The sequence below is a fragment of the Massilia sp. CFBP9026 genome, assembly GCF_034045165.1.
Taxonomy (GTDB): Bacteria; Pseudomonadota; Gammaproteobacteria; order Burkholderiales; family Burkholderiaceae_D; genus Telluria; species Telluria arenae.
The window spans coordinates 593,720-606,980 of the sequence record NZ_JAXCWH010000002.1 but is presented as its reverse complement, the minus strand read 5'-3'; the positions used below and the strand labels follow the sequence as shown (position 1 = coordinate 606,980).

The following is a 13,261-nucleotide window of genomic DNA, read 5'->3' as shown; positions in this document are numbered from 1 at the left end:
CGCCGTGGCCTCCGGGCTCTTACTCTTCGCTGAAGATGGCGTCGCAGCCTTCCTTCTGTTCTTCGAGGTTTTCCAACTCGTCGACCAGACCGAGGTCGAGCAGTTCCTCGACCGCGTTCATGTAGCTGTTGAGTTTGGCGGCACCGATGAGGCGATAGATCTCGCCGGCTTCGTTGCGCACGCCGATCAGCATCGGCTCCTCGCGCACTTCTGCCAGTGGGGCGACGTCGAGCAGGATGTTGCCGATGATGTGCTTGTCGAAATGGGGTGGCTTCTTGCCGTCGATGAGAGAGGTTTTCAAGGCGTTTCCTTCAGGTGGAATAGGGAGGGAGTGGGGCGGTCGCCATCGTCGCTGCCGTCATGCCGGGCGCAGGCGCCATTGGCGCGGATGCGCTCGCGCAGCAGGCCGAGCGCGTCTTCGAGCACGGCGAAATCGGCATCGCTGTAGGCGGTGAATAATTCTTTTCCACGTGCAATCACTTTCGGGAACACATCGCAGAACACTTGATCGCCGGCAGGCGTCAGGCGCACGAAGAACGATCGCTTGTCGTCGCAGCTGCGCTCGCGCAGCACCAGGCCTTTTTGTTCCAGGCGTTCGATGACGCCGGTCAGGGTGCCCTTGGTGATCAGGGTGCGTTCGCCCAGTTCCTTGTAGCTCATGCCGGTGGTATTGCCCAGCGTGGCGATGATATCGAACTGCGCATGCGTCAACCCGTTCTGGCGCACCGCATCGCCCGAGACGCGCTCGAAGCCCTGCATGCACTCGGCCAGCAGCCGGACGCTTTTTAGATATCGTTCCCCCATGGGCGGGGATTATAGCCGTCCGCCGCGCCTTACGTTGCCCGCCACGCAAGATTCTGCCGGAGGCATGGCTGGCGCGAAACGCGCCGATTGAACTCCGGTATGATAGACGACCATGTCCTTTCATCACGTCCGTCGCGCGTCCCCTTCTGCAGCCATGGCATCCCTCACCCGCCGCGATGCAGCCTGACCTGTCCCTGCTGGCGCAGGAGCGCCCGCTGCGCATCCTGCTGGTGAACGCCGGCGAGCCCGATGCGCTGACCTGGTCCGGGCTGTACCAGCCGCTGCGCCTGGCGGCCAAGGTGCTGGGGCCGGACCGCCTGCACGTCGACGTGCGCGGTCCCGACAAATTCATGAGCGATCCCGGGCGCCACTGGCACCTGGTGCTGCTGGTGGCCGACGAGGCCGAGGCGGCACTGCGCCCGGCCAACCTGCGCGCGCTGATCGAGCGCTGCCGCGCCGCGCCGTATTGGGGCGGGGTGGGAGCCGGCGTGCTGTGGCTGGCCGACGCCGGCGTCCTGCATGGCGTGCGCACCGCCTTGCCCTGGGCCCTGTATCCGGACGTGAACGCCCAGGCCGAGCAGGCCCTGCTCACCCCCCATTTGTACGAGGTCGACGCCAACCGCCTCACCTGCTGCGGCGGGGCGGCCAGCATCGATTTCGCATTGAGGCTGGTCGAGCTGCTGTTCGGCGCCACGGTCCAGGCGCAAGTGAAGGAAACCCTGTGCATCGACCGCGTGCGCGGCCCGGACGAGCGCCAGCGGGTGGCGCTGCAGGCCCGCTTTGGCGCCCTGCAGCCCAAGCTGTCCGAGGCGGTGGCGCTGATGGAGGCGAACATCGAAGAGCCGCTCTCGACCGACGAGATCGCCCAGCTGGCCGGCATCTCGCGGCGCCAGCTGGAACGCCTGTTCAAGCAATACCTGGGCAGCCTGCCGTCGCGCTACTACCTCGAACTGCGCCTGCGCCGTGCGCGCCAGCTGCTGCTCGATACCAATCACTCGATCGTGCAGGTGGGGCTGATGTGCGGGTTTTCCTCGGGATCGCATTTCTCGACGGCATTTGGGGCCTTGTTCGGGAATACGCCGCGCGAAGAGCGCCAGCGCAAGCTGGCGCAGTAGGCACTCACACTCTTGCCCTGCTGCCCCAGCACGTCGTTCCCGCGGAGGCGGGAACCTAAGTTTGCATGCATCGCCGATGCTATTTAACGCAGCCATGGCGCAAGCAAACTTGGGTCCCCGCCTTCGCGGGGACGACTGGGCAAGGCTGGGCCTTACCCAGTCGTCCAAAAATGAAAATGCCTGTCGCACTTCTAAAAGAAGTTGTCAGGAAGCGTTTCTATAATGGGCCGATCATGCGGTGATTCCATCCCGCACCACCCACACTGATTGGATGAGGAAAAGAAGCCATGAACGCAAAGCTTGATTCGGGTATCGCCACGCTGCCGGTTAGCCGTCAGACTTTTGACGAGGTCCTGGTCCCTACCTACGCCCCGGCCGCGATGGTGCCGGTGCGTGCGTCGGGCCTCGACCTGTGGGACCAGGAAGGCAAGCATTACCTCGACTTCACCTCGGGCATCGCCGTCACTGCCCTGGGCCACGCCAATCCGGAAGTGAACGAAGCGCTGACCAAGCAGCTCAACACCCTGTGGCACATCGGCAATGGCTACACCAACGAGCCGGTGCTGCGCCTGGCCTCGGCCCTGATCGCGGCCACCTTCGCCGAACGCGCCTTCTTCTGCAACTCGGGCGCCGAAGCCAACGAAGCGGCCCTCAAATTGGCGCGTAAGTACGCGCACGGCAAGTTCGGCCCGCACAAGTCGCGCATCGTGTCCTGCCTGTCGTCGTTCCACGGCCGCACCCTGTTCACCGTCTCGGTCGGCGGCCAGCCGAAGTACACCGAAGGCTTCGAGCCGCTGCCGCAAGACCTCTCCCACATTCCGTACAACGACATCGAAGCGGCGCGCGCCGCCATCACCGACGACGTCGCCGCCGTGATCGTCGAGCCGATCCAGGGCGAGGGCGGCGTCATCCCGGGCAACCCGGACTACCTGAAGGCGCTGCGCGAGTTCTGCGACAAGACCGGCGCGCTGCTGGTGTTCGACGAAGTGCAGTCGGGCATGGGCCGCACCGGTTCGCTGTTCGCCTACGAGCAGATGGGCGTGGTGCCGGATGTGCTGACCTCGGCCAAGGCGCTGGGCAACGGCTATCCGATCGGCGCCATGCTGACCACCAACGAGATCGCCCAGTACCTGGCGGTCGGCACCCACGGCACCACCTACGGCGGCAACCCGCTGGCCTCGAGCGTCGGCCTCAAGGTCCTCGAGCTGATCAACCAGCCGGCCTTCCTGGGCCGCGTCAAGGAAGCCAGCGCAAAAGTCATGGCCAACCTGCAGCAACTGGCGGCGGATTATCCGCAGGTGTTCGGCCAGCCGCGCGGCATGGGCCTGCTCATCGGCCTGCCGATGGCCGAAGGCGTCAAGGGCCGTTCGAAGGACTACACCAAGCTGTGCGAGAAGCTGGGCCTGATGCTGCTGATCGCCGGCCCGGACGTCGTGCGCCTGGCGCCGGCTCTGGTGGTGTCGGACGAGCAGATCGCCGAAGCCGACCGCCTTATGCGCGCGGCGGTGGCTGAATTCACCGCCGCCTGATCGCCAAACTCCGGTCGCGGCCGGCCCGCCCGGGAGGGTAGGCCGGCCGTCCGCATTGTCTCCACTTACGTTTCACCAGGGAGTACTCAATGTATGTTGTCCGTCCGGTAGATCGCGCGGATATCGGCGCGCTGGAAGCGATGGCGGCCATCTCGATGCCGGGCGTGCACACGCTCCCGCGCACGCGTGAAGGCATAGTCGCCGCGGTCGAGCGCTCACTCGCCTCGTTCGCGGCCCAGGTCGATATCCCGAGTGAAGAGTCGTATCTGTTCGTGCTGGAAGACCTGCGCTCGCGCGAAGTGGTCGGCACCGCCATCATCCACGCCTCGGCAGGCTCGAACGGCACCTATTTCGCGTTCCGCAACGACGTGATCCAGCAGGTCTCGCGCGACCTGAACATCAGCCACAGCGTGCACGCGCTGACCCTGTGCTCCGAGCTCACCGCCTATTCGCAGCTGTCCGGTTTCTTCCTGCGCCACCGCGACAGCGCCGGCATCGAAGCCGCGCTGCTGTCGCGCGCGCGCCTGCTGTACGCCATGCTGGCGCCGCACCGCTTCGGCGACCGCTTCTTCGTGCCGCTGGCCGGACGCCTCGATGCCGACGGCCAGTCGCCGTTCTGGAATGCGCTGGGACGCAAGTTCTTCAAGATGGACTTCCTCGAGGCCGAACGCCTGATCGAGGGCGCCCGCAACCGCACGCTGATCGTCGAGCTGATGCCGCATTATCCGGTCTACGTGCCGCTGCTGCCGGGCGACGCCCAGGCCGCGCTGGGCCAGATCCATCCGGGCGGCCAGATTGCCTTCGACCTGCTGGCGCAAGAAGGCTTTGAAGCCGACGAATACATCGACATCTTCGATGGTGGCCCGATCCTGCAGGCGCACAAGAACGCGCTGCGCTCGTTCTGTGCCTCGTACAAGTTGCGCGTGGGCGCGGGGCCTGCTCAGGGAACCGATCATGCCCCTGACGTGGCGCCGGTCGACTACGCCGTCGCCAGCGTCGACAACGGTTTCCGCGCCGTGACCGTGCGCTGTGCACCGATCGAACATGCGCACAGCATCGACTTGCCGCGCGAGGTCCAGCAGGCGCTGGGCGTCTCGGCCGGCGACGAAGTGGTGTGCGTGCGCATCCAGGGAGAACCCGCATGCTCGTGATCCGTTCCTCCAGACTGTCCGACCTCGACGCCCTGATGGAAATGGCGCGCCAGGCCGGCAGCGGCATGACCACCCTGAAACCCGATCCCGAGATGCTGGGTCAGCGCCTGGCGACGTCGGAAGCCTCGTTCGCCGAGACCATCGCGCCGGAGAAGCGCGACTACATGTTCGTGCTGGAGCACACGGGGCCTGCCGGCGAGGCCGGCAGCATTGCCGGCGTGTGCGCGATCAAGGGCGCGGTCGGCCTGACCGAGCCGTTCTACAACTACCGCATCGGCACCCTGGTGCACTGCAGCCGCGAGCTGAACGTGTTCACCCGGATGGAGACGCTGTACCTGTCGAACGACCTCACCGGCTCGACCGAACTGTGCTCGCTGTTCCTGCTGCCGCAGTACCGCGCCGGCTTCAATGGCAAGTGGCTGTCCAAGAGCCGCTTCCTGTTCATCGCCCAGTTCCAGCACCTGTTCACCGAAAAAATCATCGCCGAGATGCGCGGCTACCAGGACGAAGCGGGCGATTCGCCGTTCTACGAAGGCCTGGGCCGCCACTTCTTCAAGATGGATTTCAATCACGTCGACGGCCTGACCGCGATCGGCAAGAAATCCTTCATCGCCGAACTGATGCCGCGCCAGCCACTGTATGTCGACTACCTGCCGCAGTCGGCGGTCGACGTGATCGGCAAGGTGCACACCTCGACCCAGCCGGCGCGCCGCCTGCTGGAGCAGGAAGGCATGCATTACGAGGGCTATGTCGACATCTTCGACGCCGGTCCGGTGCTGCAGGGCCGCGTGTCCGAACTGCGCGCGGTGCGCGACAGCGTGCTGGCGGTGGCGGCCGAGGGCCTGGCAGACGAGGAAGCGGCGCCGGATACCGAGCATATGCTGGTGTCGAACACGCGCCTCGACGACTTCAGGATGATCCTGACCCGCGCCGTGCCGGGCGCCACCAGCGTGGTCCTGAACCCCGCCGAGCTGGCGCAGTTGCGCTGTCAGGCGGGCGACAACGTGCGTACCCTGACACTCAATACCAGGAAGACTTCCCATGGCTAATCTTTCGAACTACATCAACGGCGAGTGGCTCGCCGGCAGCGGCCGCGAACTGGCGACCATCGATCCGTCGACCGGTAGCCAGACCTGGACCAGCAATGAATCGACGGCCCAGGACGTGGCGCGCGCCGCTTCCGCTGCGCACGCCGGCTTCGAAGCCTGGGCACTGACGTCGCTCGACGAACGCATCGCCATCGCGACGCGCTTTCGCGATCTGCTGAAGGAAAATGCCGAGGAACTGGCGGCGACCATCGCCGAGGAAGTCGGCAAGCCGCTGTGGGAAGCGCGCACCGAAGTGGCCACCATGGCCAACAAGATCGACATCTCGGTCCAGTCGTATGGCGCGCGCACCGGAGAAAGCCAGGCCAAGGTCGCCGACGGCAATGCCGTGCTGCGCCACCGTCCGCACGGCGTGTTCGCCGTCTACGGCCCCTATAACTTCCCCGGCCACCTGCCGAACGGCCACATCGTGCCGGCCCTGATCGCCGGGAATACCATCGTGTTCAAGCCGAGCGAATACGCGCCGCGCACGGCGGTGAAGACCGTCGAACTGTGGGAGAAGGCCGGCCTGCCGAAGGGTGTGCTGAACCTCGTCAACGGCGGCCGCGAGACCGGCATCGCGCTGGGCCAGGAGCCACTGGTCGACGGCGTGCTGTTCACCGGCAGCAGCCAGACCGGCGCGGCGCTGCACAAGCAGTTCGGCGGCCAGCCGGGCAAGATGCTGGCGCTGGAAATGGGCGGCAATAATCCGCTGGTGGTGTGGGACGTGGAAGACATTGACGCCGCCGTTCATCACACGGTGATGTCGGCCTTCATCTCGGCCGGCCAGCGCTGCACCTGCGCGCGCCGCCTGGTCATCCAGGATAACGAGGCAGGGCAGGTCTTCCTGGCACGCCTGGTCGACGTGGCAGCCCAGTTGCAGGTCGGCCCGTCGAATGCCGAGCCGCAGCCGTTCATGGGACCGGTGGTCTCGAGCGCGGTCGCCGCACGCCTGGTGCAGGCGCAGGCCGATATGGCGACCAAGGGCGGCAAGATCCTGCTGCAGATGCGCCAGCTCGATACGAACGCCGGATTCGTCACGGCCGGCATCGTCGACACCACCGATGCGCAGGGCATCCCCGACGAAGAGTGGTTCGGCCCGCTGCTGCAGGTGATCCGCGTGAAAGACTTCGACGACGCCCTGCGTGTGGCCAACGCCACCGAATTCGGCCTGGCTGCCGCGCTGCTGTCGCCGTCGGAAGAACTGTGGAAGCGGTTTGCCGTGCGCGCCCGCGCCGGCATCGTCAACTGGAATCGTCCGACCACGGGCGCGGCCAGCTCGGCGCCGTTCGGCGGCGTCGGCAAGTCGGGCAACCACCGTCCGAGCGCCTATTACGCGGCCGACTACTGCGCCTATCCGGTGGCCTCGATCGAGACCGCGGCACTGGAAATGCCGGCCAAGCTGTCGCCCGGCCTGGCCTTCCCGGCGCAAGGAGCCTGACGATGCGCGACGCCCGTGAATTCAACTTCGACGGCCTGGTCGGCCCGTCGCACAACTATGCCGGCCTCTCGTTCGGCAACGTCGCCTCGTTCAACAACGTGCGCTCGGCCTCGAATCCGCGCCAGGCCGCGCTGCAGGGCCTGGCCAAGATGCGCGAGCTGGCCGCGCGCGGCTTCGCTCAGGCGGTGATGCCGCCGCAAGGCCGTCCGAACTTCCGCCTGCTGCGCAGCCTGGGCTTCTCGGGCACCGATGCCGACGTGCTGGCGCGCGCGTACCGCGAAGCGCCGGTGATCCTGGCCTGCGCCTGGTCGGCCGCGCCGATGTGGACCGCGAATGCCGGCACCGTGAGCCCATCGGCCGACTCGCTCGACGGCCGCGTGCACTTTACTGCCGCGAACCTGAACAACAAGCTGCACCGCTCCGAAGAGCATCTGCAGGCGACCCGCACCCTGCGCGCGATCTTCGCCGACAGCAATCGCTTCGTGGTGCACGACACCTTGCCGTCGGTGCCGGCCTTCGCCGACGAGGGCGCCGCCAACCACACGCGCTTCGCCGCCAGCCATGGCGCGGTCGGCGTCGAGTTCTTCGTCTATGGCCGGGTGGAGTTCGACCCATCCGCCCCGGCGCCGAAGAAATACCCGGCGCGCCAGACGCTCGAAGCCTCGCAGGCGATCGCGCGCCTGCACGGCCTGGACCCGGCGCGCACCGTGTTCGCCGCGCAAAACCCCGACGTGATCGACCAGGGCGTGTTCCACAACGACGTGATCTCGGTCGGCAACGGCAATGTGCTGTTCCATCACGAGCAGGCGTTCGCCGACGAAGCGGGCACCCTGGATCTGCTCCGGCGCGCCCTGGCCGGCGTCGATACCGAGCTGCAGTCGGTGCGCGTGGCGAGCAGCCAGGTGCCGGTGGCCGACGCCGTGGCCAGCTATCTGTTCAACAGCCAGCTGCTGTCCAAGCCGGACGGCAGCATGGCGCTGGTGGTGCCGCATGAGTGCCGCGAGAACCCGGCCGTGTCCAACTACCTGGCCGGCCTGGTCGCCAGCGGCGGCCCGATCGACGAGCTGGTCGAATTCGACCTGCGCCAGAGCATGCGCAATGGCGGCGGACCGGCCTGCCTGCGCCTGCGCGTGGTGCTGACCGACGAGGAAGCCGCCGCCATGCACCAGGGCGTGATCATGACCGAGGCGCTGTATGCGCGGCTGGTCGCCTGGGTCGAACAATATTACCGCGACCGCGTCGAGCCCCAGGACCTGGCCGACCCGCAGCTGGCGCTGGAATGCGCGGCCGCACTGGAAGAACTCACCCGCATCCTCGGATTGCCGGGGCTGTACGACTTGTAACGATGTAGTATTCGGGCGGGAGATCCCTGTCCTGTATAAGCAGGGCCGCGTCGGGCCACGAGCTGTCGACGCACCAGGCACACAACTTTGGAGAAGCAAGATGAAAGACATGCCCAACGATCTGCGCAACCAGACGCTCGCGCTGGTCAACGCCAACCAGTCCGCCGACAGCGCCCAGGTCAATGCCCTGACCGCCGCCTGGATCGGATCGCTCGACGACGAAGACCTGGCCGGCACCGCGCCGCAAAGCCTGGCGCCGGTACTGGTGGAAGGGTTCTCGCAACTGGCCCAGCGCAGCGGCCCCGGCGCGCAGATCGCCACCATGCGCTACCTGGACGGCCGCGGCGGCACCGCCACCGCACTCTTGATTCTGAACGACGACCGTCCCTACCTGGTCGACTCCTTCGTCATGGCCCTGCGCCGCGAACGCATCACCGCCGCCGGCGTGATGAACGCCGTGCTGCCGGTGCGTCGCGACGCCAATGGCGCCTTTGTCGCCGTTGGCGAAGCCGGCAGCCCGCTGGAATCGATCGTCCTGTGCCTGCTGAACGATGAACTGCAATTCGAAGAACTGGACAAGCTGACCGCGCGCCTGCGCATGGTCGCCAACGACGCCGCCACCGTGCAGCGCGACGCCGTCGCCATGGGCGACCGCATGACGGCAGTCGCCGCCGCCGCCGCTGCCGCCGGCACCCCGGAAGGCCAGGAAGTCGCGGCCTTCCTCGAGTGGGCCAAGAACGAGGGCTTCGAGCCGTTCGGCTACGCCTACTACGTCGTCAAGCCGGGCGCGCGCGAACTCGAACGCGACATCCCGAGCCGCATCGGCGTGCTGAAGGATACCTCGCACCCGGTCTACGGCACCTGCCTGGCCAGCATTCCGGGCGACTTCGAAACCCTGTCGCTGCGCGCCGAGAACCTGTCGATCGTCAAGGCCGACGTGGCCGGCACCTTGCACCGCGACGCGCCGCTGGACTTCATCGGCGTGCGCGACCTGGATGCGCAAGGCAAGATCCTGGGCGAGCACTGCTTCATCGGCCTGTTCACCCGCGCCGCCACCTCGACCCCGCTGGCGCGCCTGCCGTTCGCGCGCGGCCGCGTGGCCAAGGTGCTCTCCATCGCCGGCGTGCGCCAGGAAGGCTTCCGCGCCGAGAAATTCATCGAGATCCTCGAATCGCTGCCACGCACCGAAGCGCTGGAAGCCGAGCCGGAATGGCTGGCCGAAGTCTGCGGCGCCGTGGTCTCGCTGTACAAGCAGCCGCGCGCCAAGGTGTTCGCGCGCCGCGACGTCTACCAGCGCCACCTGAACGTGCTGGTCTACCTGCCGCGTGAGCGCTTCAGCGCCGCCGTCGCATCCAGCCTGGCCGCCGCCCTGAAGGAAAGCTCGGGCGCGCGCGACGTCGACGTCCAGACCCTGGTGGCCGACGGCCCGCTGGCGCGCGTCTACCTGACCGCGCACGCCGCGCGCTACCCGCTCGACCTGGAAAGCGATATCCAGCGTCCGCTGCTGGGCGTGCTCGATGGCTGGCATGACCGCTTCGCCGAGTTGATCAACTCGGTCGACGAAAGCCGCCAGCGCAGCCTGATGCGCAAGATCGTGCCGACCCTGCCGGTCAACTTCGTCGCCGCGACCACGCCCGAGACCGCGTTCCGCGACGTGCACGCGCTGCTGACCAAATGCCGCCCGGACCGTGTGACCGCGCGCATCGAACACGATGACGCCGCCGGCGCCTCGATCCGCCTGTATTCGAGCGAGACCGTGCCGTCGCTGTCGCGCATCCTGCCAGCGCTGCAGAACGCCGGCATCGCGGTCGACCGCGAGCAGACCTACCGCCACACCGGCCTGGATGGCGTACGCCGCTACGTGACCGCGCTGACGGTCGATGCCGAGAGTGCGGCCAAGCTGGCCAAGCCGGGAATCCCACAGGTGGCCGAGGAACTGTTCAGCGCCCTGTTCAACGACGAGGCCGAAGACGGCCGCATGAACGGCCTGACCATCGAAGGCGGCCTGTCGCTGCGCGAAGTGCAGCTGGTGCGCGCCTATATCAGCTACTGGCGCCAACTGGGCTCCAAGTTCTCAGTGCGCTACATGGCCGAGACCCTGCGCACCCAGCCGGCCCTGGTGAAGGAATTCGTCGCCGGCTTCATCGGGCGCTTCGACCCGAGCCTGAGCGAAGAGCAGCGCAACGAAGGCAGCAGCAAGCTGTACACTCTCAAGACCGGCCTGCCGAGCGTGAACCACGCCGACACCGAAGAGATCATGGGCGCGCTGGTCGACCTGGCCTTGGCCACCGTGCGCACCAACTACTTCCAGAACAGCGGCGAGAAGATCATCTTCAAGGTCGACACCAGCAATCTGGCGCTGGCGCCGGAGCCGCGTCCCTTCCGCGAGATCTATGTGTTCTCGCGCCGCTTCGAAGGCGTGCACCTGCGCGGCGGCCCGGTCGCCCGCGGCGGCCTGCGCTGGTCGGACCGCATGGAAGACTACCGCACCGAGGTGCTGGGCCTGGTGAAGGCGCAGATGGTCAAGAACGCCGTCATCGTGCCGGCCGGCTCGAAGGGCGGCTTCGTGTGCAAGCAGATGCCGACCGGCGCCCCGCGCGAAGTGGTGGCGGCCGAGGGCGAAGCAGTCTATCGCCTGTTCATCGCCAGCCTGCTGGAAGTGACCGACAACCGCGTACAGGGCGAGATCGTGCCGCCAGCGGCCACCGCGCGCCATGACGGCGACGATCCTTACCTGGTGGTCGCTGCCGACAAGGGCACCGCGACCTTCTCCGACATCGCCAACAGCATCGCCGTCGAACGCGGCTTCTGGCTGGGCGACGCCTTCGCCTCGGGCGGCTCGAACGGCTATGACCACAAGAAAATGGGCATCACCGCCAAGGGCGCGTTCGAAGCGGTCAAGCGCCACTTCTACGAACTGGGCCACGACCTGGCCAACAACCCGATCACCATGACCGGCGTCGGTGATATGTCGGGCGACGTGTTCGGCAACGGCGTGCTGCTGTCGCGCCAGCTGAAACTGGTGGCGGCCTTCGACCACCGCCACATCTTCCTGGACCCGACCCCGGATGTCGAAGTGTCGTTCAAGGAGCGCGAGCGCATGTTCGCGCTGCCACGCTCGTCGTGGGAAGACTACGACAAGAACCTGATCTCGGCTGGCGGGGGCGTGTACCCGCGCAACGCCCGCTCGATCGAGCTGTCGCCGCAGATCCGCGAAGTGCTGGGCATCGAGGAAGCCTCGCTGCCGCCGCAGGAACTGATGCACCGCATCGTCAAGGCGCCGGTCGACCTGTTCTACAACGGCGGTATCGGCACCTATATCAAGGCTTCGACCGAGACCCACGCCCAGGTGAAGGACCGCGCCAATGACGCGATCCGCGTCAACGGCAACGAACTGCGCTGCAAGGTGGTGGCCGAGGGCGGCAACCTGGGCGCGACCCAGGCCGGCCGTATCGAGTTCGCGCTGGCCGGTGGCCGCATCTTCACCGATGCGATCGACAACTCGGCCGGCGTGGATTGCTCGGACCATGAAGTGAACGTCAAGATCTGGCTCGACACCGAAGTCAACGCCGGCAAGCTGCCTGAAGCCGACCGTAACCGCATCCTGAACGAGATGACGGGCGAGATCGAGCGCCTGGTCCTGCGCGACAATACGCTGCAGACCCACCTGCTGACCCGCGAGGTGCAGGCGCAGGCCAATAGCGCGGTGGTCGATGGCTACATCACCCTGATCGGCAACCTGGAAGCCGAAGGCGCGGTCTCGCGCGAGCTGGAACAGCTGCCGACGGACGTCGAGCTGCAGCGCCGCAAGTCGCTGGGCCTGGGCCTGACGGCGCCGGAGCTGGCGGTGGTGATCGCCAACGTCAAGAACCGCTTCAAGCGCACCCTGGCGGCGCTCGAGCTGACGGGCGAAGCGTGGGCCGACTCGCTGCTGCGTCCTTACTTCCCGGCCCAGCTGGTGGCGACCCGCGATCCGCTGGATCATCCGCTGGCCAACACCATCCTGGCCACCGTGCTGGCCAACGAGGCGGTCAACCGCTGTGGCCCGCTGATGCTGCGCGACCTGGCGCTGGAGCACCGCATCGACGAGACCGAAGTGGTCAAGGCCTGGGCCCGCGCCTGGGCGGCCCTGCACCTGGCGCCGGTATTCGAGGCGCTCGACCATGACGCGCTGGTGGTGCCGCGCGACGTGTCGGTCTCGGTCGACAACCGTAGCCGCGCGATGCTGCGCGCCACCGTCGAAGGCGTGCTGTCGCTGCCGGCCAATTCGGAAGGCCTCAAGGAGCTGTCGACCCTGTTCGCCGAGGCCGACGGGAGCCAGGCGCCGCAGATCCGTTCGGAAGCCGACGGCCACACCGGCCTGCCGGTGCCGTTCGCTGCGGCCTGGAAGGCGGTCGAGATCATCGAATCGCAGGCCTCGTTCTTGTTCGCTGCCGTGTCGGTGCAGCGTCCAAGCGGCATGACCCTGCTGCAGTTCCTGCAGATCGGCACCGTGCTGCGCCAGAAGGTCGGTATCGATACGCTGGAACTGGGCCTGAAGCTGCCGGCGCAGAGCAAGTCGCAGGAACAGCTGCGCAACTATGCGCTGCAATCGCTGCGCCGCGCCCAGCAGCGCCTGCTGCTGCAGGTGATCGAGCGTGCGGGCCGGGATGGCAATATGGAAGCGGCGGTGGACGAAGTGATGGCCGCGCGCGGCCTGACCGGCTTCGCCCAGCCGGCCGACCTGGAACAGGCGATGCTGGACGTGTGGGCCTTGTCAGAAGGCCTGAGCCCAGAGCGTTTGGCGGCTTGAG

At 67.0% G+C, this 13,261-nt stretch carries 9 protein-coding genes; 7 read left to right on the top strand and 2 right to left on the bottom strand.

The window, feature by feature from the left end:
- Positions 1 to 19: 19 nt before the first annotated feature.
- Positions 20 to 301, bottom strand: a complete 282-nt coding sequence (locus SOM28_RS06960; RefSeq protein WP_123067773.1) for a hypothetical protein — start codon at positions 299 to 301, stop codon at positions 20 to 22.
- Positions 298 to 804: a MarR family winged helix-turn-helix transcriptional regulator gene (locus tag SOM28_RS06955; RefSeq protein ID WP_123067774.1), complete on the bottom strand. Its 507-nt coding sequence runs from the start codon at positions 802 to 804 to the stop codon at positions 298 to 300. The genes SOM28_RS06960 and SOM28_RS06955 overlap by 4 nt, the downstream gene beginning before the upstream one ends.
- 176 nt (positions 805 to 980) lie before the next feature.
- On the opposite strand from SOM28_RS06955, the gene SOM28_RS06950 reads away from it, so the two are divergent.
- The 7 genes from SOM28_RS06950 to SOM28_RS06920 all read left to right on the top strand — a co-directional run bounded on the left by SOM28_RS06950 (position 981) and on the right by SOM28_RS06920 (position 13,260).
- Complete coding sequence (locus tag SOM28_RS06950) at positions 981 to 1,919, top strand: GlxA family transcriptional regulator (protein WP_147935723.1); 939 nt, start codon at positions 981 to 983, stop codon at positions 1,917 to 1,919.
- Positions 1,920 to 2,206: 287 nt separating this feature from the next.
- Positions 2,207 to 3,448 (top strand): acetylornithine/succinyldiaminopimelate transaminase, encoded by a 1,242-nt coding sequence (locus tag SOM28_RS06945; RefSeq protein WP_123067776.1) that lies wholly within the window; start codon positions 2,207 to 2,209, stop codon positions 3,446 to 3,448.
- Between the two features lie 89 nt (positions 3,449 to 3,537).
- Positions 3,538 to 4,599, top strand: a complete 1,062-nt coding sequence (locus SOM28_RS06940) for an arginine N-succinyltransferase (protein ID WP_123067777.1) — start codon at positions 3,538 to 3,540, stop codon at positions 4,597 to 4,599.
- Positions 4,590 to 5,648, top strand: coding sequence for an arginine N-succinyltransferase (astA, locus tag SOM28_RS06935; RefSeq protein WP_320467668.1), 1,059 nt, complete (start codon positions 4,590 to 4,592; stop codon positions 5,646 to 5,648). The genes SOM28_RS06940 and astA overlap by 10 nt, the downstream gene beginning before the upstream one ends.
- On the top strand, positions 5,641 to 7,125 hold the full coding sequence (gene astD / locus SOM28_RS06930) for a succinylglutamate-semialdehyde dehydrogenase (RefSeq protein ID WP_320467667.1): 1,485 nt from the start codon (positions 5,641 to 5,643) through the stop codon (positions 7,123 to 7,125). The genes astA and astD overlap by 8 nt, the downstream gene beginning before the upstream one ends.
- Positions 7,126 to 7,127: 2 nt before the next feature.
- On the top strand, positions 7,128 to 8,468 hold the full coding sequence (gene astB / locus SOM28_RS06925) for an N-succinylarginine dihydrolase (protein WP_320467666.1): 1,341 nt from the start codon (positions 7,128 to 7,130) through the stop codon (positions 8,466 to 8,468).
- Between the two features lie 100 nt (positions 8,469 to 8,568).
- Positions 8,569 to 13,260: an NAD-glutamate dehydrogenase domain-containing protein gene (locus SOM28_RS06920; protein WP_320467665.1), complete on the top strand. Its 4,692-nt coding sequence runs from the start codon at positions 8,569 to 8,571 to the stop codon at positions 13,258 to 13,260.
- Position 13,261: the final 1 nt, after the last annotated feature.